Below are 21,002 nucleotides of genomic sequence, written 5' to 3'. Positions count from 1 at the left end.
TTGGGTGCTTGCTATAGGATCTAGGACGTGAATGTGCCTGACAAATCACTCGCAGAAGCCGAATATAATCAATTTAGGTTGTTCTTAGAACAACACAGCGGCATCGTACTGGGGGAAAATAAACAGTACCTAGTGCGTAGCCGTCTCGCGCCTTTGATGGGCAAATATAATCTGCCTTCGTTATCCGATGTGGTGAAACATTCGATGAAGCCAACGGAGCGCGCGTTGCGGGCGGAAGTCATTGATGCGATGACGACCAATGAAACGCTTTGGTTCCGTGACCGCTATCCGTTTGAGTTACTAGGCAATGTATTGCTACCTGAATACAGTAAGTTGGGCCGTCCATTAAAGATATGGTCGGCTGCCTGTTCTTCTGGCCAAGAGCCTTATTCGTTGGCAATGACGATTTTAGAATATCAACAGAAGAAGCCGGGAGCTTTGCCGGGAGGCGCTTCAATTCAAGCGACCGATCTTTCGCCTTCGATGTTGGAACGTTGCAAAAATGCCGAGTACGACAGTTTGGCATTGGCACGTGGCCTATCGGAGGAACGTAAGCGCCAGTTTTTTGATGCTTTGCCCTCTGGCAACATGCGGGTAAAGGACAACGTTAAGCGTTTAGTCAATTTTCGCGCCCACAATCTGCTTGAGAGTTACACTTTGCTAGGCAAGTTCGACATTATTTTCTGCCGAAATGTGCTGATCTATTTTGCCCCTGAGGCAAAAGCAAAAATTTTGCGGCAATTTGCTGCCGCATTAAATCCGAAGGGCATACTCTTTCTCGGCGCGTCAGAGTCGATTGCGGGTCTGACGGATGAATTTGATATGGTTCGTTGCAACCCTGGTATCTATTACCAGAAAAAGACTTAATGCTCTGATATTAAATAAAAATTACCGACATGAGTCGGTAATTTTTTACCCCGCCAAACCCCATTTCTACACATTTCTGATAGTTTCTGTTTTTTGGCACATGAATTGCTTTGTTCCCGTGAGAGTCACGATGGAGGCAATTTTATGGCGATTAATTTTGATAAGGCACTAGGTGTGCACCAATTCACTTTGGGGATACGTGCCGAGCGTGCCGAAGTGATTTCAAGCAACATCGCAAACGCCGATACGCCACATTATAAAGCCCGTGACGTCGATTTTTCTGCGGCCTTAAATATTGCGAAGACCCAGCAACAGCAACGCAATAGCCTTGAGATGACCGGCGATGAGCAGCATTTTGGCCTCGCACAGTTAACGGGACAATACGTGAAGTTCCGTGTGCCAAATCAGCCAGATACTGGAGATGGAAATACAGTGGATATTCAACAGGAACAGTCGGCATTTATGCAAAATGCGCTCGAATATCAAATGTCTCTGGGATTTTTGGACAGTAAGTTTAGCGGCATGAAAAAAGCGCTGAGAGGGGATTAATCATGAGTTTATTTAGCATTTTTGATGTGGCTGGCTCTGGTATGTCAGCTCAGTCCGTCCGACTCAATACCACGGCGAGTAACATCGCTAACGCCGATTCTGTTTCTAGCAGTATTGATAAAACTTACCGCTCACGTCATCCCATTTTTGAAGCTGAAATGGCGAAAGCGCAGAGCCAACAGCAAGCTTCTCAAGGTGTTGCAGTAAAAGGCATCGTTGAGAGCGATAAACCCCTATTAAAAGAGTATTCGCCCGATCATCCGATGGCGGATGCGGATGGTTTTATTTATAAGCCGAATGTGAATGTCATGGAAGAAATGGCGGATATGATTTCTGCCTCTCGCTCATATCAGATGAATGTTCAAGTCGCTGAAGCCGCAAAATCTATGCTGCAACAAACACTTGGGATGGGTAAATAACATGCGCGATTTAGGAGGTAAGCTGTGAGCCTCATTAACCAACTTAGCCAGAATACGGCTCAGACGACTCAAACTAAGAGCCAATCGAATACGGTGGCGACTAATACCACGAGCACAACGAGCACAACGAGTACATCAACCGGCAATCCATTTTTAGATGGGATCCGCTTGCCTAGCCAATCGGTTGTGCCAGAAGCCAAGAGCCAACAGCTGACGCAGGAAGACTTTTTCTCATTACTCAGTCAGCAGTTGTCGATGCAGGATCCGTTTAAGCCCGTCGACAACGATCAGATGATTGCGCAAATGGCATCCTTTTCGACCGTGGATGGTATTTCAAAGCTTAACGATGAAATCGTCAATTTAAACAGTGTGATGACCTCGAGTCAGGCGCTGCAAGCATCGGGATTAGTTGGACGTAAGGTATTGATCCCAACCGATACCGGCAATGTGTCGACCGAAAGCCCTACCTTGAGTGGTGTGGTGAGTACGCCAGATAAAATTCCTGTGATTAACGTGCGTGTACTGGATGATAAAGGCCAAGTGGTCAGTACCTTTAACATCGATGGCAGTGATGGCGGCAACATTCCTGTGACATGGGATGGCCTGAATAAGAATGGCGAGCCTGTCAGTGCCGGTAATTACACCATTAAAGCCAGTGGACTGGTCGATGGTAAATCTCAAGAGCTTGCCGTCTCGACCTATGCCCATGTGACCAGTGTTTCGTTAGGCACTGCAAGCACTGGGGCGATTCTGAATCTTCGCGGTGGTGCAGGTATTAAGCTCTCTGATGTACTCGCGGTATCAGAAACCTAATTTGTCAGTATTAAGTTGGACCTGAGTCCTTAATTGAATTGAGTGAAATGTAGAGGTGAATTATGTCGTTTAACATTGCATTGAGTGGCATTTCTGCTGCACAGAAAGACTTAAACACTACAGCGAACAACATCGCGAATGCTAATACCATTGGCTTTAAAGAATCGCGTGCTGAATTTGCGGATGTTTACGCTAATTCAATTTTCTCTAACTCTAAAACCGCCGTCGGTGGTGGTGTGGCAACGAGCCAAGTGGCGCAGCAGTTCCACCAAGGTAGTTTGCAGCTGACCAATAACTCTTTAGATTTAGCGATCAAAGGGGGCGGTTTTTTTGTGACCGCATCTGAGATTGGTACCTTAGATCATCAGTTTACCCGTGCTGGTGCATTTAAAGTCGACAAAAATAATTATATGGTTGATTCAGCTGGTAATTATTTACAAACCTTCCCGGTAGATAAAGACGGTAACTCGACATCCGTCAGTTTAACCACCGCTAAGCCAGTACAAATTCCTGATACTGCCGGTAGCCCTGTTCAGACTGAAAACGTGACTATGCAGATGAACTTGAACGCGAAAGAAGGTTCACTCGATCCTGCAGCCTTTGACCCGCTGGACTCCAAAACCTATAACAGCGTGACCTCGATGACGATTTACGACTCACTCGGTGAGCCGCATATCATGACCACCTATTTTGTGAAGCCAAATAACGGCTCCTATAACGGTGAAAACAACTGGGTTGCTTACTACGCGATTGATGGTAAGCAAGTGGATGTATCTGGCCCTGCGGGGACTTATCAGACTGATACCAATGGTGACGGTACGGCCGATGGTACTGGGACAGCCCAAACCACTGGCGGTTGGAAAGGTTCAGTGTTGAAGTTTAACTCTGTCGGCGTGTATACCGGCAGTGATCCAGCGGTCGTGACGACCGAAGCGTTAGGCGTGGGTGGTGCTGGCGTGTTAGGCCCAGGTGCCGATGGCACTCAAGATGTGACCATTAAGTTTAATGCACCGACTCAGTACTCGGCGCCGTTTGCGGCAACCGAATTAACGCAGGATGGTACGACAGTAGGCCGTTTAACAAACGTTGAAATCGGTGAAGATGGTTTGATCACCGCCAGCTACTCTAACGGTTCAACCGTGCCATTATCCCGCGTTGCCTTAGTTCGCTTTGCCAACGAGCAAGGTTTGACCCAAGTAGGTAACACTTCATGGAAGGCCAGCCTTGAGTCGGGTCCAGCGCTCGCGGGTGAACCAAACAGTGGTACATTCGGTAGCATCAGTTCTTCGGCGTTAGAGCAATCTAACATCGACTTAACGACTGAGCTGGTGGATTTGATTTCGGCGCAACGTAACTTCCAGGCCAACTCCCGTACCCTCGAAGTGAACAACACCCTGCAACAAACTGTACTGCAAATTCGTTAAGCTGATTTCTCCCTTTTCTAAGTGTTGCCGCTGGCGGCAACACTTAGCCTCTTTTGGCCTTGTAGCCATTTCCTCATAATCTTCTCCCAATTTATCAGTAAATTAGCCGTTAATTTTATTGGCATGATGCTTGCTTTGCTATTGTCAGGTTGAAAATTTGACGGAGCAGTCTGTGGACAAATTCCTCTACATATCCATGAGCGGAGCTAAGCAAAACATGAATGAGTTGGCATTGCGTGCCAACAACTTAGCTAACGCCAATACCGATGGATTTAAGTCGGATATGGCGCAAGCCAGATCGATGCAAGCCTTTGGTGAAGGATTGCCATCGAGGGTTTTTGCCATGGTTGAAACCCCCTCCGCCAATTTTCGAGCAGGCCCCATCAAAACCACAGGGCGGGATCTTGACGTTGCCATTAAAGGTGATGGTTGGTTCGCTGTGCAGGCAAAGGATGGCAGTGAGGCCTATACCCGTTCAGGAAGCTTAAGTTTCGACTCAACAGGGTTATTACATAACGACCGCGGTAATCCAGTGATGGGCGATGCGGGGCCGATTGTGTTACCGCTGCCGATTGAAAAAGTCACCATTTCACAGGATGGCATTATCTCGGTACGTCCTCAGGGCGCGACAACGGAAGTGATCGAAGAGGTGGGGCGATTAAAGCTGGTCAATCCCGGTAACGCGCAAATGATGCGCGGTGAGGATGGGCTGTTCCGTTTGGTATCGGGTAATCCGGCGCCAACCGATCCAAACGTGTTTGTTGAGAGTGGTGCTGTAGAGGGCAGTAACGTCAATCCTGTGGATGAGATGGTGTCCTTAATCGACCTACAGCGACAATTTGAATTGCAAGTGAAGATGATGAAAACCGCGGAAGAAAATGACCGCGCTTCATCTTCATTAATGCGGATTAGTTAGGAGATAAATTATGCATCCAGCGTTATGGATTAGTAAAACTGGCTTAGACGCACAGCAAACCGATATTGCGGTGATTTCAAACAACGTCGCGAACGCCAGCACCGTCGGCTACAAAAAGAGCCGCGCAGTCTTTGAAGACTTACTCTATCAAACCGTTAACCAAGCGGGGGGCATTAGTGCCTCGAACACTAAGTTACCCAATGGGTTAAATATTGGTGCGGGTACCAAAGTGGTGGCCACTCAAAAAATGTTTACCCAAGGCAATATGTTGACCACGGATAACTCACTCGATCTGATGATTGAAGGCCCTGGCTTTTTCGAAGTACAGCTACCCGATGGCACCACAGCCTATACCCGTAATGGTCAATTTACCTTAGATGATACTGGGCAAATTGTAACGCCAGGTTCGGGTTACGTTCTGCAACCTGCAATCACGATTCCCGATGATGCGACCAGCATTACCGTGTCTGCCGAGGGGGAAGTCTCGGTGAAAACACCGGGCACGGCGGAAAACCAAGTGGTGGGGCAGCTCAGCATGTCCGACTTTATTAATCCATCGGGTTTAGACCCTATGGGACAAAACCTGTACACCGAAACCGGTGCCAGTGGCACGCCTATCCAAGGCACTGCATCACTCGATGGTATGGGGGCGATTCGTCAAGGCGCGTTAGAAACCTCTAACGTAAACGTGACCGAAGAGCTGGTGAATCTTATTGAAAGTCAGCGGATCTACGAAATGAACTCCAAAGTGATTTCGGCGGTCGATCAAATGCTGGCTTATGTGAATCAGAATCTATAGAGGCACATTATCATGGCTAGATATTTTATATTGGCCGCTGCGCTCTTGCTTACGGCATGTAGCTCTACCCCCAAGAAGCCGATTGCAGATGATCCTTTCTATGCGCCGGTATATCCCGAAGCGCCGCCAACCAAAATTGCCGCGACAGGGTCAATTTACCAAGACAGCCAAGCGGCCAGTCTCTATTCGGATATTCGCGCCCATAAAGTGGGTGACATTATCACTATCGTGTTGAAGGAAGCGACTCAAGCGAAAAAGAGTGCGGGTAATCAGATCAAAAAAGGCTCTGACATGTCGCTCGACCCTATTTATGCCGGTGGTAGCAATGTGTCGATTGGCGGGGTTCCCCTCGACTTACGTTACAAAGACAGCATGAACACTAAGCGAGAATCCGATGCCGATCAAAGCAATAGCTTAGATGGCAGTATCTCCGCCAACGTGATGCAAGTACTGAATAATGGCAACTTAGTGGTGCGCGGCGAAAAATGGATCTCTATCAACAACGGCGATGAGTTTATCCGGGTAACGGGGATTGTGCGTTCGCAGGATATCAAGCCGGATAACACTATCGATTCAACTCGTATGGCCAATGCGCGTATTCAATACAGCGGTACTGGTACCTTCGCCGAAGCGCAAAAAGTGGGCTGGTTAAGCCAGTTCTTTATGAGCGATTGGTGGCCCTTCTAAGGAGTCGTATCATGAAATTGAAACTGATTTTAGCCGTTGCCATGCTGGTGTTTTCACTGCCTAGCCAAGCCGAGCGCATTAAAGATATTGCTAATGTTCAAGGGGTTCGTAGTAACCAATTGATTGGTTACGGCTTGGTCGTCGGTTTACCCGGTACGGGCGAAAAGACCCGTTACACCGAACAAACCTTTATGACTATGCTGAAAAACTTTGGGATTAACTTGCCCGATAATTTCAGACCCAAAATTAAGAACGTAGCTGTGGTGGCGGTGCATGCGGATATGCCGGCCTTTATCAAACCCGGTCAAGAATTGGATGTCACCGTATCTAGCCTAGGTGAAGCTAAAAGCTTGCGCGGCGGCACGCTATTGCAAACCTTCCTCAAAGGGGTCGATGGCAATGTGTACGCGATTGCCCAAGGCAGTTTAGTGGTCAGCGGCTTTAGTGCCGATGGCTTGGATGGCTCTAAAGTCATTCAAAATACGCCAACCGTGGGTCGTATTCCTAACGGCGCAATTGTTGAACGTAGCGTCGCAACACCATTTTCAACTGGCGATTATTTGACGTTCAACCTACGTCGCTCGGACTTTTCCACTGCGCAGCGTATGGCCGATGCAATCAATGACTTGCTTGGCCCCGATATGGCGCGGCCATTGGATGCGACCTCTGTGCAGGTCAGTGCGCCAAGGGATGTGTCACAACGGGTATCTTTTTTAGCCACGCTCGAGAATATCGAAGTGGAGCCTGCTGAAGAGTCTGCCAAAGTGATCGTGAACTCCCGTACAGGCACCATTGTGGTTGGGCAGAACGTCAAGTTATTGCCAGCCGCGGTAACACATGGTGGCTTGACTGTGACTATCGCCGAAGCGACTCAGGTATCTCAACCCAATGCGTTAGCGAATGGTCAAACAACGGTGACCAGCAACAGCACTATCAATGCGAGCGAAAGCAATCGCCGTATGTTTATGTTCAATCCTGGCACGACCTTAGATGAGTTAGTGCGAGCCGTAAACTTGGTGGGCGCGGCCCCTTCAGATGTACTTGCTATCCTCGAAGCGTTAAAAGTGGCAGGTGCTTTGCATGGTGAACTTATCATCATCTAATTTCTGTCGGGAAAATCATGGAAAAGCTTTCAAGTTCATCACATTTTCTTGATCTGGGCGGGCTCGACTCCCTGCGCGCCCAGGCTCAGAAAGATGAGAAGGGCGCCTTGAAAAAAGTCGCCCAACAATTTGAAGGCGTGTTCGTGCAAATGCTGATGAAGAGCATGCGTGATGCTAACGCAGTATTTGAATCCGACAGCCCCCTCAACAGCCAATACACTAAGTTTTATGAGCAAATGCGGGATCAGCAGTTATCCGTCGATTTATCGGATAAAGGTGTGCTGGGACTTGCAGACATGATGGTGCAGCAATTATCCCCCGAGTCGAGCCAGTTTACACCCGCATCCGTGTTGCGTAATGACGGCGGCATGAAGCTGCAACATGATGCGAAAGCGTTCAACATTCCCGCGCAAAGCTCATCAACTACAGACACCCAAAGCGCTGCTGCGCCAGTCGTTGCAGCCCAAGGCGTGCCAGTCTCGATTGCGCGCCCAAGTGTTGAGATGGATAACGCCGATGGCGTGACGTCTTCTTTAGATATTGATAGACCCGAGCGTTTGTTGGCCATAGATACGCCAAGGCCTACTTGGTCAGAACAGCCCTTATCGCCAATCGAACCTGTGATCAGCGGCCAAATCTTGCCGACGGCGGCATTTAGGGAGACGCAAAAGACCCTTAAGTTTGGTAGTCGGGAAGAGTTTTTGGCGACGCTCTACCCCCATGCGGAAAAAGCCGCCAAAGCCCTTGGCACTAAACCCGAAGTGTTATTGGCACAATCGGCCCTTGAGACGGGCTGGGGTCAAAAAATTGTCCGCGGCAATAATGGCGCGCCTAGCCATAACCTGTTCAACATTAAAGCCGACCGTCGTTGGCAAGGTGATAAGGCTAACGTGAGTACCTTGGAATTTGAGCAGGGTATTGCCGTTAGACAAAAAGCCGATTTTAGGGTGTATGCCGATTTCGAGCACAGTTTTAACGATTTCGTATCCTTTATTGCTGACGGTGAACGTTATCAAGATGCCAAGAAAGTGGCGGCGTCACCGACTCAGTTTATTCGTGCATTGCAGGATGCTGGCTATGCCACCGATCCTAAATATGCTGAAAAAGTCATTAAAGTCATGCAGTCCATCAGTGAAGAGCTGAAATCGATACTGCCAGGAGAAGACAAATGATCATTCTTCATAGGATGTTAGTGTTGGGGAGTATCGGCTGATGGCTATCGATCTATTAAATATCGCCCGTACCGGCGTGCTCGCATCTCAGTCGCAACTGGGCGTGACCAGTAATAACATCGCCAACGCCAATACCGCGGGTTATCACAGACAAGTGGCGACACAAACCACCTTAGAGTCTCAACGTCTTGGCAATAGTTTCTATGGCACAGGTACTTATGTTTCTGACGTTAAACGTATTTATAACGACTACGCCGCGCGTGAATTACGTATTGGCCAAACCACGCTGAGTGCGGCCGAAGCGAGCTATGGCAAGCTGAGCGAACTTGACCAAGTCTTCTCGCAAATCGGCAAAGTGGTGCCGCAGAGTTTGAACGATCTATTTTCTGGCCTTAACAGTTTAGCGGACTTACCTGCTGATTTAGGTATCCGTAGCTCGACCTTAAACGATGCCAAACAATTGGCAAACAGTTTGAACCAGATGCAGTCGACGCTAAACGGACAACTCAGTCAAACCAATGATCAAATTACTGGCATGACCAAGCGTATTAATGAGATCAGCACTGAACTTGCCAATCTTAACCTCGAGTTGATGAAGTCACCCAACCAAGACGCCATGTTACTGGACAAGCAAGATGCACTGGTGCAGGAGCTGAGTCAGTACGCGCAGGTGAATGTGATCCCCTTAGAAAATGGCGCCAAGAGTATTATGCTCGGCGGCTCTATTATGTTGGTTTCGGGCGAAGTCGCTATGTCAATGAGTACAGCGACAGGCGATCCATTCCCCAACGAATTACAGTTGATGTCGACTATTGGCTCGCAGAGTGTAAAGGCTGATCCGAGTAAGTTAGGTGGCCAGCTCGGTGCACTATTTGAGTATCGGGAGCAAACTTTAGTGCCTGCGAGTTTAGAACTCGACCAACTGGCACTCGGGGTTGCCGATAATTTTAACAAGTTGCAGGCCCAAGGATTCGACCTTAACGGCCAAGTGGGCGGCAATATCTTTAAGGATATCAACGATCCTCTGATGTCTCTGGGTCGTGTTGGTGGATTATCAGGTAACACTGGCAATGCAACTTTAGGTGTGAATATTGACGATACCAGCGCCTTATCGGGTGGCTCATACGAGCTGTCTTTTACAGCGCCAGCCACCTATGAACTCAGAGATACACAAACTGGCGCTATTACGCCACTGACTTTAAACGGCACTAAGCTCGAAGGCGGCGCGGGATTCTCGATTGATATTAAAGCCGGAGCCATGGCTTCGGGTGACCGATTTGCTATTCGACCCACAGCAGGTGCGGCGAATGGTATTGAAGTGGTGATGACAGATCCGAAAGGCATTGCCGCGGCTGCGCCCAAAATCACCCCTGATGCGGCAAACTCAGGCAATACTCAAGTGAAGGTAACGCAAATTACCAACCGTAATGCGGCAAACTTCCCGACAACGGGTAGCGAATTAACGATTCAATTAGATACCACTGCCGTACCGCCAACCTTTGAGGCCTTCGATGCCAATGGCACATCCCTTGGCGCGCCAGCGGCGTACACACCACCGAGCATTAGTGCGTTTGGCTTTACCTTTGAAGTCGATAGCAGTGCGGCGGCCGCGGGTGACAAGTTTACCTTCGATTTATCCTTTGCCGAAGGGGATAACACTAACGCCTTGGCAATGGCCAAACTCAGTGAAACCAAAGTGATGAATGGCGGTAAATCAACGCTTGCCGATGTGTTTGAACAGACCAAGCAAGATATTGGTAGTCAAACCAAGGCGGCGAGCGTGCGAGTCGATTCCGCCGAGGCCATTTATCAACAAGCTTATGCAAGAGTCGAGAGCGAATCGGGCGTGAACTTAGATGAAGAAGCGGCCAACTTGATGCGTTTTCAACAGGCCTATCAAGCGTCTGCGCGGATCATGTCAACCGCTCAGCAAATTTTTGACACCCTACTGACCTCAGTGCGTTAGGAGAAGTGACGATGAGACTATCAAGTGCGCAGCTCTTTAATCAAAGCATTAGTAGTGTGCTGCAAAAACAAACAGCCACGAGCAAAATTTTAGAGCAACTCAGCAGTGGCAAAAAGGTGAGTACTTCAGGGGATGACCCTGTTGCGGCTTTAGGTATCGATAACCTGAATCAACGCAATGCCTTAGTCGATCAATTTATGAAGAATATCGACTATGCCAATAACCGTCTCGCGGTGACCGAAAGCAAACTAGGCAGTGCCGAAGATTTAACGGCATCTATTCGTGAACAAGTGATGCGTGCAGTGAACGGCACCTTATCCGACTCAGAGCGGCAAATGATTGCCGATGAGATGAAAGATAGCCTCGAAGAGTTGCTTTCTATTGCCAATAGTAAGGATGAATCAGGCAATTATCTGTTTTCAGGATATAGCACAGACAAACAACCTTTTGCTTTTGATAATTCTACGCCGCCAAAGATCGTTTACAGCGGTGATTCTGGCGTGCGTGATAGCTTAGTTCAGTCCGGTGTGGCCCTCGGCACCAATGTACCTGGCGATCTCGCGTTTATGAAAGCGCCTAATGGGGTTGGCGATTATAGCGTCAATTATTTGGCCAGCCAGCAAGGTGGATTTAACGTTGATACAGCCAAAATAGTCGATCAGTCAACTTATGTTGCTGATACTTATACCTTTAATTTCTCTGACAATGGTTCTGGTGGTGTCAATCTACAGGTACTTGATTCTGCAAACAATCCTGTTGCAAACGTCGCTAACTTCGATGCCACTAACCCTGTAAGTTTTAATGGTATTGAAGTCAAGATCGACGGTAAACCCAGTGCTGGCGATAGTTTCAGCATGGCGCCACAGGCTGAAATCAGTATTTTCGATACGATCAATAATGCGATCGCTTTGATCGAAGATCCCAGTTCTGCAAATACACCTCAAGGTAAGGCGAAGTTGGCACAGATATTGAATAATATCGATAGTGGCGTCAATCAGATCAGTTCTGCCAGAAGTGTGGCGGGTAATAATCTGAAAGTCGTCGAGCGTTACAAGGATACTCATACAGAAGAGAAGGTGGTGAATACTTCAGCCCTTTCACTACTGGAAGATCTGGATTATGCGTCAGCGATTACGGAATTTGAAAAGCAGCAGCTTGCATTGAACGCAGTCTCTAACGTGTTTAGTAAGGTGGGTTCTGTTTCCCTGTTTGACTTTATTTAACAGAAAGCAAAGACCTAACCCTCTGTAAGATAAATTGTTAAAAATTTAGCCAAGCTCCAAGCCTTGGCAGTATAACTAGGAAGAGGAACTCAACATGGCTATTACCGTTAATACTAACGTGACTTCAATGAAGGCACAGAAAAATTTAAATACCTCCAATAGTGGTTTATCTACCTCTATGGAACGTCTATCGAGCGGTCTGCGTATTAACAGTGCTAAAGATGACGCGGCTGGTTTAGCAATTTCTAACCGTTTAAACAGCCAAGTACGTGGTCTGGAAGTCGGTATGCGTAACGCCAACGATGCAATTTCTATCGCACAGATTGCAGAAGGTGCAATGCAAGAACAAACCAACATGTTACAGCGTATGAGGGACTTAACTATTCAAGGAACGAATGGTGCCAATAGTACTGCTGATTTAGCTTCGATATCTGCAGAGATTTCACAATTGGCTAATGAAATTGAACAAATTGGTAAAACAACTGCTTTTGGTAATACAAAACTATTAAGTGGTGGATTTGCTGCTGGGAAGACGTTTCAAGTTGGGCATCAAAATGGTGAAAATATTAAAATCTCTGTAGGAAAAGTAGACGCAACTTCGTTATCGGTTCTTACATTATCTGCCGGTACATCTGCAGCCCGTAGTACAGCGTTAACTAAGATTGATGCTGCAATTAAAACTATCGATGGTCAGCGAGGTAAGTTAGGTGCAATTCAGAACCGCCTAGCGCACAATATTAGTAATAGCGCTAATACTCAAGCAAACGTAGCTGATGCAAAGAGCCGTATTGTGGATGTCGATTTTGCGAAAGAAACGTCAGTTATGACTAAGAATCAGGTATTACAACAGACCGGATCTGCGATGCTTGCTCAAGCTAACCAACTGCCGCAAGTGGCGTTGTCACTATTGGGCTAAGCTTAAGTTAGTGTATTTTTGTCGAGTACTTTTGCCTACTTTTTCTAGTTCTAGCCAAGGTTAGAAAAGTAGGCAAAGTTTTGTAATGGTAAATTTTTATCTATATGAAAAAAAAGATTTTTTATATAGATAAAAATTTTTGAAAAATAATTCTAAAGATAAAAAAGGTGCGGCCGTTAAATATACTGTAACCACTAAGACCCGCCTGGCTTATGTAGACAGGCAAGTTTAGACAAGCCAGGTATAAAGAGGAAACGATCATGGCCATTACAGTAAACACAAACGTTACATCTTTAAAAGCACAGAAAAACCTAAATACTTCAGCTAGCGGTTTGGCCACTTCAATGGAACGTTTATCCAGTGGTCTTCGCATCAACGGCGCAAAAGATGATGCTGCTGGTCTCGCTATTTCTAACCGTCTAAATAGCCAAGTTCGTGGTCTCGAAGTTGGCATGCGTAATGCGAATGATGCAATATCGATTGCGCAAATCGCTGAAGGCGCGATGCAAGAACAAACTAATATGTTGCAACGGATGCGTGATCTAACTATTCAAGGAACGAACGGTGCGAATAGTACTGCAGATTTAGCTTCAATCACAGCAGAGCTTACTCAGTTAGCTAATGAGATTGAAGAAATTGGTAAAACTACTGCGTTCGGTAATACCAAGCTATTGAGTGGTGGTTTTGGTTCAGGGAAGAAATTTCAAGTTGGCGCTCAAAATGGTGAAACCATCAGTATCTCTGTATCTAAAACTGACGCAACAGCATTATCGGTTAAGACGCTATCAGCGGGAACTTCTGCTGCTCGCAGTACTGCATTAACTAAGATCGATGCAGCGATAAAATCTATTGACACTCAACGTGGTAAGTTAGGTGCTATTCAAAACCGTTTAGCTCACAACATTAGCAACAGTGCTAACACTCAAGCTAACGTAGCCGATGCTAAGAGTCGTATTGTAGACGTCGACTTTGCCAAAGAAACGTCTCAAATGACTAAGAACCAAGTGTTGCAACAAACAGGCTCAGCAATGTTGGCGCAAGCTAACCAATTACCTCAAGTAGCCTTATCACTACTTTAATAACACACTGAAGTATAAGGTTATAAGGGAGGTTCGGTGACGGATCTCCCTTTGCCGCATAAATGGTCATTAAAGTTATAGTGTTTGTTTAGCTGTTATAAGACAAATGCTCCTGATGGTGAGGTATAGCTATGGATATCAATATAGCCAGTACATCAGCTCCGCTTCAAAGCAGGGTTGATTTAGCTCAAGTACCACTGAAAGCACCGACGGCGGATGTTGAAGTAAAAAGTGATGCTGCCGTATCCGTGGTTGAACAGTCTACAGAGCAAAGTGCTACAGAAAATGAACAAGAGCCAGGAAAGTTAACCCAAGTCGCGACTGAGCTTTCTGATATGATGTCAATGATGCGTAAAGGCTTGGCATTTAAAGTGGATGAAAACTCGGGGCAAGCAGTAGTAACAGTCCTAGATAGAGATACAGGTGATGTCATTAGACAGATGCCTAGTGAGGAAGCGCTTAAATTAGCTGAGAAACTGTCAGAAGTGACAGGTCTTCTAATGAAAACCGAGGCTTAAAGCTCGCACAGTAATTTACCCGTTGATGAGTGAGAGGTTTGTATGGCATTAACAGCGACAGGTATGGGTTCTGGTTTAGATATCACTAATATCGTAAAAGTGCTAGTCGATGCAGAGAAAACACCCAAAGAAGCGATGTTTAATAAAACTGAAGACAGCATTAAAGCTAAAGTTTCTGCGATGGGAACATTAAAAAGTGCACTGTCTACTTTTCAGGATGCCGTAAAAAAGCTTCAAACAGGCGATGCATTAAATCAACGGAAAATTTCTGTTAGTAGCGACTCTTTCCTAAGTGCTACAGCTGATAAAACGGCCCAAACGGGTAGCTATGGGATTAAAGTTGAGCAATTGGCTGTCAATCATAAGATAGCGGGAACCAATGTTACCGATCCCACTCTGTCTGTGGGTGAGGGAAGTTTAGCTTTTGATATTAATGGCGAAAGTTTTTCGGTCGACATTGCCGCAACAGACTCCTTAGCTGCTATAGCCAAAAAAGTGAATGAAGCTTCGGATAATGTTGGTGTCACAGCTACAGTGATTACCAGTGATGCAGGCAGTCGCTTAGTGTTTAGTTCAAATAAAACCGGTGAAGATAACCAGATAAACCTCACTGCCACGGATACGTCTGGCACAGGGCTCACAGATATGTTTGGTACTGGTAATACAACTACACTGCAAGATGCTAAAAATGCCGTGCTTTATATTGATAATCAAAAAGTTACTTCGCAAACCAATGAAGTGAAAAATGCGATTACGGGTGTGACATTGAATTTAACAGATGCCGATGTTGCTAAAACCACAACGGTAAAAATCGAACAAGATAACGACGCTGTTAAAACCAATGTGCAAGCCTTTGTTGACGCTTATAATAGTTTAGCGACAGCAATTGATAAAATGTCTTCTTACGATAAAGACAAGAAGACTGCAGCAGCACTGCAAGGTGATTCAATGATCCGTTCCATTGAATCTCAACTTCGAAGTATTGCCAGTGAGCGAATTCCTACTGAGGATGGTGGTTCCATCGCACTTTATGATATTGGTATTAAAACGGATAGATATGGAAAAATGTCTATTGATGATACTAAGCTGACTAAAGCGCTTTCTGAAGATATGCCTAACATCGAAGCATTGTTTTCAACGCCAGAACAAGGGCTTGCAAACCGTTTTTATGATCTTGCTGATAGCTATGTTAAATCTCGCGGTTTGATTGCCGATCGGGAAACAAGTTATACCAATCAACAGAATCGCTTAGATGACCAACGTGAAGCTTTTTCGCTTAAAATGGACCAGCTGACTGCTCGCTTAACTAAACAGTTTAATGCTATGGACCTTGTAGTTGGTCAACTAAATCAACAGAGTAGCGGTTTAGTTGATCGTCTAAACTCATTACCTGGCGCGGTTAAAAAGAGCTAAATCGATTTATGTAAGTTAAGGGGGCGTTTGTGAAGCAACTCGATGAGCTGAATGTGGCACTGGAGCAAGTGCTAGAACAGTTAAGACGAATTCCTGCAGAAGATGTTCGAACCGATGACTTGGTCTCAAACTTGCTAAGCATGGTAGAAGAGCGTCAACTTTTACTCAATGTATTAGTCGCCGATACCAATATGACGGATGCTAATTATCTTCATAGTCAGCTTGCTCATACTCAGGCCTTTTCAAAAAAGGCGAGTATTATCATGGCTGACAGGCAAGCATTATTACATGCAAGCAGTAAGAATAAGCGCCAGATAAGTGTTTATGAGACTATAGATTCAAATAGGTAGGTGTTTATGAGAGGGTCACTGCAATCATATCGTAAGGTTTCACTAGAAAGTGAAATTACCGTTGCTTCCCCACATCGAATCATTCAGTTAATGTTTGCTGGTGCGTTACAACGTTTAGCACAGAGTCGCTATGCAATTGAACAAAACGACTTACCAAGTAAAGGCATTTACATTAACAAGGCCATTGGTATTATTACTGGATTAAATAACAGCTTGGATATGGATGCAGGCGGGCAAATTGCTAAAAATCTCAGCGATCTTTATGATTTTATGCTGCGTAAGATTTCCGAAGCTAACCTCAATAATGATGTAAAAGCGATTGATGATGTGTGCGATATTTTACGTACCATCAAAGAAGGCTGGGATGCCATTCCTGCCGATAAACACAATATGTCTTCGCATTCAGAAGCTCGTTAATTGTGTTATAGATCAACAGGAAAAAGGACGCACAGAGTGCGTCTTTTTTTTGGCTTTCGTCAATTTATTGACATAATTGACTAGAATCATGGGATAAATGAACTAAAATCAATTCAGTTTGGCATAATCCGCATTCGAAGCTTGCTTCTCGACTGCTGATAATACAATATTCATCACAGTAGTGATGGTGGCACAGATTGTTACATTGAATTTGTTAAGCTTTTACAGCAACTAATCATAAATAATTAATGCGAATTGATACCTAATTAGCGCTTTACGGCCTACTGAATGATGCAAACAGATCAACGAATTTTACTTGTCGGAACCCCATCAGAGCGATTAAATCGCCTGTGTTGCATTTTTGAATTTTTGGGCGAGCAAATCGAGATTGTCGCCATCGAAAAATTAAGCACTAGCCTCCAAGATACCCGTTATCGCGCTTTGGTGATCAGCACAGAGACTGTGTCCGTTGACGAATTAAAGTCGATCGCGAATCAGTATCCATGGCAACCTATCTTGTCCTTTGGCAATGTGGGCGAGTTACAGGCTGCAAATATCCTAGGTCAAATCGAAGAGCCATTAAACTATCCGCAACTCACTGAGCTGCTGCATTTTTGCCAAGTGTATGGCCAGGTTAAGCGTCCACAAGTCCCAACGAGTGCGAATCAAACCAAATTATTCCGTAGTTTAGTGGGCCGCAGTGAAGGCATCGCGAATGTTCGTCATTTGATCAGTCAGGTTGCGACGTCTGATGCGACGGTGTTGGTGCTCGGGCAGTCAGGCACGGGTAAGGAAGTGGTTGCTCGTAATATCCATTACTTGTCTGAACGTCGTGATGGTCCCTTTATTCCGGTTAACTGTGGCGCGATTCCGCCAGAACTACTCGAAAGCGAATTGTTCGGTCATGAGAAGGGCTCTTTTACGGGGGCTATTAGCTCACGTAAGGGCCGTTTCGAGCTTGCCGAAGGTGGCACACTGTTTCTCGATGAGATCGGTGATATGCCTTTGCAGATGCAGGTCAAGTTACTGCGTGTGTTGCAGGAGCGTGTTTTTGAGCGTGTTGGTGGCACTAAGACTATTAATGCCGATGTCCGCGTTGTAGCTGCAACCCACAGAGATCTTGAAAGTATGATCACGGGTAATGAGTTCCGTGAAGATCTGTATTATCGTCTCAACGTCTTTCCGATCGAGATGCCAGCACTAAGCGATCGCAAGGATGACGTTCCCTTACTGTTGCAAGAGCTGGTAAGCCGAGTCTATAACGAAGGCCGTGGCAAAGTTCGCTTTACTCAACGGGCGATTGAATCGTTAAAAGAACACGCTTGGTCGGGTAACGTGCGAGAACTGTCTAACCTTGTCGAGCGTTTAACGATTTTATATCCGGGCGGGTTAGTCGATGTGAATGACTTGCCTATTAAGTATCGTCATATCGATGTGCCCGAATACAGTATCGAACTCAGTGAAGAACAACAGGAGCGTGATGCATTAGCATCCATCTTCACCAGTGAAGAGCCGGTTGAAATCCCTGAAACCCGTTTCCCGAGCGAGTTACCGCCGGAAGGGGTCAACCTTAAGGATCTGTTGGCTGAGCTTGAAATCGACATGATACGCCAAGCGTTAGAACAACAGGATAACGTGGTTGCGCGCCGCCGAGATGCTAGGTATTCGCCGCACGACCTTAGTTGAGAAAATGCGTAAGTACGGAATGACGAAAGAATAGTCATATTCCAGTTGTTTATCCTATTGTTTTACCTATCTAAATTCATTTCTTAATTTGGCATAGAATCTGCAAGCACTCCGTCAGAAGCAATTTTTTGACGGAGTGACTATGTCAGCCCATCCACTAGCGCAACTTGAAACATTCAAGCACACTAGCAAACAATGGAACCAACTGCGTGAGGCCGCCAATATGTCCAATCGAATGGAGCATATTTTACAGGCTATGCCCTCTGGCGTGGTGATTTTGAACGGTGATGGTATTGTCACCGATGCAAACCCTGTTGCCGTGGAATTGCTGGAGCAGTCGTTATGCGGCGTGCGCTGGATTGATGTGATCCATACGGCGTTTGCACCGCAGGACGATGACGGCCATGAGGTGTCATTACGTAATGGCCGCCGAGTCAAATTAGCTATTACCCCATTAACGCCGGAACCAGGCCAATTAATTGTGCTGACGGATCTGACCGAAACCCGTCTACTGCAAAAAAATCTGTCCCATCTGCAGCGCTTATCAGCCCTCGGAAAAATGGTCGCGACGCTGGCGCATCAGGTGCGTACGCCACTGTCGGCTGCACTGCTCTATGCTGCGAATCTGGCCAGTCCCAAATTATCTGAATCTGCTAAGGCAAAATTTCAGCAAAAATTAGTCGATAGACTCAATGAGCTTGAACGCCAAGTTAACGATATGCTGTTGATGGCTAAAGGGCGGCAGGATGAATTGGGCGAGTTAGTTAACCTTGATGAGGTGATTAATACTGTTATGGCGAACTGTGAGCCGATTGTGGCTCAGCGCGGCGCAGCATTGACCGTCACCAATGCGTCCAATGGCCTAATGCTGGCGAATGTGAACGCGCTCAGTTCCGCCGTGAATAATCTGGTGATGAATAGCCTTGAAGCCGGAGCAACGCAGATCCAAATCGTCGCTAATGATATCGGCGAGCAGCTAGCCCTCAATGTGGTCGACAATGGTAAAGGGCTGGATGCCAAGATGCAACAAAAAGTGTTGGAGCCTTTCTTTACCACCAAAGCGCAAGGAACGGGCCTAGGCTTAGCCGTTGTGCAGTCGGTGGTGCGCAATCATGGCGGACAAATCCAATTGAGTTGTATGCCTAATAAAGGTTGTACTGTGTCGCTGACGTTCCCGCAGGCGAAATCGGCGACTGTATTGCCGCTGGAGAAACCCTATGTCTGAAGCCAAATTACTCTTAGTCGAAGACGATGCATCCCTGCGTGAGGCTTTGCTCGATACCTTGATGTTGGCGCAATACGACTGTATCGATGTGGCCTCCGGCGAGGAAGCCATTATCGCCTTGAAGCAACATCAGTTTGATTTAGTGATCAGCGATGTGCAGATGCAGGGTATTGGCGGCTTAGGCTTATTAAATTACTTACAGCAGCATCACCCTAAGCTGCCAGTGTTATTGATGACGGCATATGCCACCATTGGCAGTGCGGTGAGTGCAATTAAATTGGGCGCCGTCGATTATTTGGCTAAGCCCTTTGCTCCAGAGGTGTTGCTCAACCAAGTTTCCCGCTATTTACCGCTCAAACAAAATAGTGATAAGCCAGTCGTTGCCGATGAAAAGAGTCTCGCGCTCTTGTCTCTGGCGCAGCGAGTGGCGGCATCCGATGCCTCAGTGATGATCCTTGGGCCAAGCGGCTCAGGTAAAGAAGTGTTAGCCCGTTATATTCATCAGCACAGCAGCCGTGCCGATCAAGCATTTGTGGCCATTAACTGTGCGGCTATCCCCGAGAATATGCTTGAGGCGACCTTATTTGGTTATGAAAAGGGCGCCTTTACCGGTGCTTATCAGGCGTGTCCTGGTAAATTTGAGCAGGCGCAGGGCGGCACCTTATTACTCGATGAAATTTCAGAGATGGATTTGGGACTTCAGGCCAAACTGCTGCGTGTGCTGCAAGAGCGTGAAGTAGAGCGTTTAGGCGGTCGCAAAACCATTAAGTTAGATGTTCGGGTGCTTGCCACCTCGAATCGCGATTTAAAGGCCGTCGTTGCTGCGGGGCAATTTCGGGAGGATCTCTATTATCGTATTAACGTGTTTCCACTGACATGGCCAGCTTTGAATCAACGCCCTGCGGATATTTTGCCCTTAGCTCGGCATTTGCTAGCCAAGCACGCGAAGGCGCTCAATGTGCTTGATTTGCCTGAGTTTGATGAGGCAGCTTGTCGTCGTTTACTCAGCCACCGCTGGCCGGGGAATGTGCGCGAGTTGGATAACGTTGTCCAACGCGCGTTAATTTTACGTGCTGGAGCTGTGATTAGCGCCAACGATATTATTATCGATGCCCAAGATGTGCCTCTGTTATCCGATGAAGCCGAATTCGCCAGTGAGCCTGAAGGTTTAGGTGAAGAGTTGAAGGCGCAGGAGCATGTGATCATTCTCGAAACCCTAGCGCAATGCCAGGGTAGCCGTAAGTTGGTTGCCGAGAAACTCGGGATCAGTGCGCGTACTTTAAGATACAAGATGGCCAGAATGCGCGATATGGGGATTCAATTGCCCAACTAAGTCGGTTTTTGCAACCTAACTTGCACCTTTGCCACTGGGTTACCCTGTGGCAATTTCATATCTGACGATTCCCTCAATTCTTTTTAGCACGGCTAAGTGAAAACTTGGCCGTGCTTTTGCATATCCT

Annotated in this window: 22 protein-coding genes; all 22 read left to right on the top strand. The window is 46.6% G+C overall.

Annotated elements, in window-relative coordinates:
- Window positions 1–27 precede the first annotated feature (27 nt).
- The 22 genes from M0415_RS19060 (at window position 28) to M0415_RS18960 (ending at window position 20,875) form a co-directional block, all read left to right on the top strand.
- On the top strand, window positions 28–867 hold the full coding sequence (locus M0415_RS19060; RefSeq protein WP_176399945.1) for a CheR family methyltransferase: 840 nt from the start codon (window positions 28–30) through the stop codon (window positions 865–867).
- Between the two features lie 144 nt (window positions 868–1,011).
- A complete protein-coding gene (gene flgB, locus M0415_RS19055; RefSeq protein WP_011716395.1) occupies window positions 1,012–1,416 on the top strand; it encodes a flagellar basal body rod protein FlgB in 405 nt (134 codons plus the stop codon).
- Between the two features lie 2 nt (window positions 1,417–1,418).
- Window positions 1,419–1,835 (top strand): flagellar basal body rod protein FlgC, encoded by a 417-nt coding sequence (gene flgC / locus M0415_RS19050; protein WP_011622048.1) that lies wholly within the window; start codon window positions 1,419–1,421, stop codon window positions 1,833–1,835.
- A gap of 24 nt (window positions 1,836–1,859) precedes the next feature.
- The gene (flgD, locus tag M0415_RS19045; protein ID WP_249554520.1) at window positions 1,860–2,648 is read left to right on the top strand and encodes a flagellar hook assembly protein FlgD; all 789 of its coding nucleotides are present in this window, start codon (window positions 1,860–1,862) and stop codon (window positions 2,646–2,648) included.
- A 62-nt stretch (window positions 2,649–2,710) separates the two neighbouring features.
- Window positions 2,711–4,072, top strand: a complete 1,362-nt coding sequence (gene flgE, locus M0415_RS19040) for a flagellar hook protein FlgE (protein WP_088212009.1) — start codon at window positions 2,711–2,713, stop codon at window positions 4,070–4,072.
- Window positions 4,073–4,244: 172 nt separating this feature from the next.
- Window positions 4,245–4,988, top strand: a complete 744-nt coding sequence (gene flgF, locus M0415_RS19035) for a flagellar basal-body rod protein FlgF (RefSeq protein ID WP_249554522.1) — start codon at window positions 4,245–4,247, stop codon at window positions 4,986–4,988.
- A gap of 10 nt (window positions 4,989–4,998) precedes the next feature.
- Window positions 4,999–5,787 carry a flagellar basal-body rod protein FlgG gene (flgG, locus tag M0415_RS19030; protein ID WP_011622052.1) on the top strand — a complete coding sequence of 263 codons (789 nt, stop codon included), beginning with the start codon at window positions 4,999–5,001 and terminating at the stop codon, window positions 5,785–5,787.
- A gap of 12 nt (window positions 5,788–5,799) precedes the next feature.
- Window positions 5,800–6,474: a flagellar basal body L-ring protein FlgH gene (gene flgH, locus M0415_RS19025; protein WP_088212007.1), complete on the top strand. Its 675-nt coding sequence runs from the start codon at window positions 5,800–5,802 to the stop codon at window positions 6,472–6,474.
- An 11-nt stretch (window positions 6,475–6,485) separates the two neighbouring features.
- Window positions 6,486–7,577, top strand: coding sequence for a flagellar basal body P-ring protein FlgI (locus tag M0415_RS19020; protein WP_088212006.1), 1,092 nt, complete (start codon window positions 6,486–6,488; stop codon window positions 7,575–7,577).
- A 17-nt stretch (window positions 7,578–7,594) separates the two neighbouring features.
- The gene (gene flgJ, locus M0415_RS19015; protein WP_249554524.1) at window positions 7,595–8,749 is read left to right on the top strand and encodes a flagellar assembly peptidoglycan hydrolase FlgJ; all 1,155 of its coding nucleotides are present in this window, start codon (window positions 7,595–7,597) and stop codon (window positions 8,747–8,749) included.
- Between the two features lie 40 nt (window positions 8,750–8,789).
- Window positions 8,790–10,715 carry a flagellar hook-associated protein FlgK gene (gene flgK, locus M0415_RS19010; RefSeq protein ID WP_249554525.1) on the top strand — a complete coding sequence of 642 codons (1,926 nt, stop codon included), beginning with the start codon at window positions 8,790–8,792 and terminating at the stop codon, window positions 10,713–10,715.
- 11 nt (window positions 10,716–10,726) lie between these two features.
- Window positions 10,727–11,938, top strand: a complete 1,212-nt coding sequence (gene flgL / locus M0415_RS19005) for a flagellar hook-associated protein FlgL (RefSeq protein ID WP_088212003.1) — start codon at window positions 10,727–10,729, stop codon at window positions 11,936–11,938.
- A gap of 94 nt (window positions 11,939–12,032) precedes the next feature.
- On the top strand, window positions 12,033–12,854 hold the full coding sequence (locus M0415_RS19000; protein WP_088212002.1) for a flagellin N-terminal helical domain-containing protein: 822 nt from the start codon (window positions 12,033–12,035) through the stop codon (window positions 12,852–12,854).
- 260 nt (window positions 12,855–13,114) lie between these two features.
- A complete protein-coding gene (locus M0415_RS18995; protein WP_088212001.1) occupies window positions 13,115–13,933 on the top strand; it encodes a flagellin N-terminal helical domain-containing protein in 819 nt (272 codons plus the stop codon).
- A 131-nt stretch (window positions 13,934–14,064) separates the two neighbouring features.
- Window positions 14,065–14,451 (top strand): flagellar protein FlaG, encoded by a 387-nt coding sequence (locus M0415_RS18990; RefSeq protein ID WP_088212000.1) that lies wholly within the window; start codon window positions 14,065–14,067, stop codon window positions 14,449–14,451.
- A 42-nt stretch (window positions 14,452–14,493) separates the two neighbouring features.
- Entirely contained in the window at window positions 14,494–15,864 is a 1,371-nt protein-coding gene (gene fliD, locus M0415_RS18985; RefSeq protein ID WP_088211999.1) for a flagellar filament capping protein FliD, read from the top strand.
- Window positions 15,865–15,893: 29 nt separating this feature from the next.
- Window positions 15,894–16,214 (top strand): flagella biosynthesis chaperone for FliD, FliT, encoded by a 321-nt coding sequence (locus tag M0415_RS18980; protein ID WP_088211998.1) that lies wholly within the window; start codon window positions 15,894–15,896, stop codon window positions 16,212–16,214.
- A gap of 6 nt (window positions 16,215–16,220) precedes the next feature.
- A complete protein-coding gene (gene fliS / locus M0415_RS18975; RefSeq protein WP_088211997.1) occupies window positions 16,221–16,631 on the top strand; it encodes a flagellar export chaperone FliS in 411 nt (136 codons plus the stop codon).
- A gap of 288 nt (window positions 16,632–16,919) precedes the next feature.
- On the top strand, window positions 16,920–18,317 hold the full coding sequence (locus M0415_RS18970) for a sigma-54 dependent transcriptional regulator (protein WP_502957289.1): 1,398 nt from the start codon (window positions 16,920–16,922) through the stop codon (window positions 18,315–18,317).
- Entirely contained in the window at window positions 18,295–18,351 is a 57-nt protein-coding gene (locus tag M0415_RS21545) for a hypothetical protein (protein WP_502957290.1), read from the top strand. The genes M0415_RS18970 and M0415_RS21545 overlap by 23 nt, the downstream gene beginning before the upstream one ends.
- 108 nt (window positions 18,352–18,459) lie before the next feature.
- Window positions 18,460–19,542, top strand: coding sequence for a sensor histidine kinase (locus M0415_RS18965; RefSeq protein ID WP_088211995.1), 1,083 nt, complete (start codon window positions 18,460–18,462; stop codon window positions 19,540–19,542).
- Window positions 19,535–20,875 carry a sigma-54-dependent transcriptional regulator gene (locus M0415_RS18960; protein ID WP_088211994.1) on the top strand — a complete coding sequence of 447 codons (1,341 nt, stop codon included), beginning with the start codon at window positions 19,535–19,537 and terminating at the stop codon, window positions 20,873–20,875. Before M0415_RS18965 ends, M0415_RS18960 begins: the two co-directional genes overlap by 8 nt.
- Window positions 20,876–21,002: the final 127 nt, after the last annotated feature.

This window comes from Shewanella sp. 10B (assembly GCF_023475885.1).
Classification (GTDB): Bacteria; Pseudomonadota; Gammaproteobacteria; order Enterobacterales; family Shewanellaceae; genus Shewanella; species Shewanella mangrovisoli.
The sequence above is the reverse complement of the archived record's forward strand: the minus strand, read 5'-3'. Positions and strand labels throughout refer to the sequence as shown.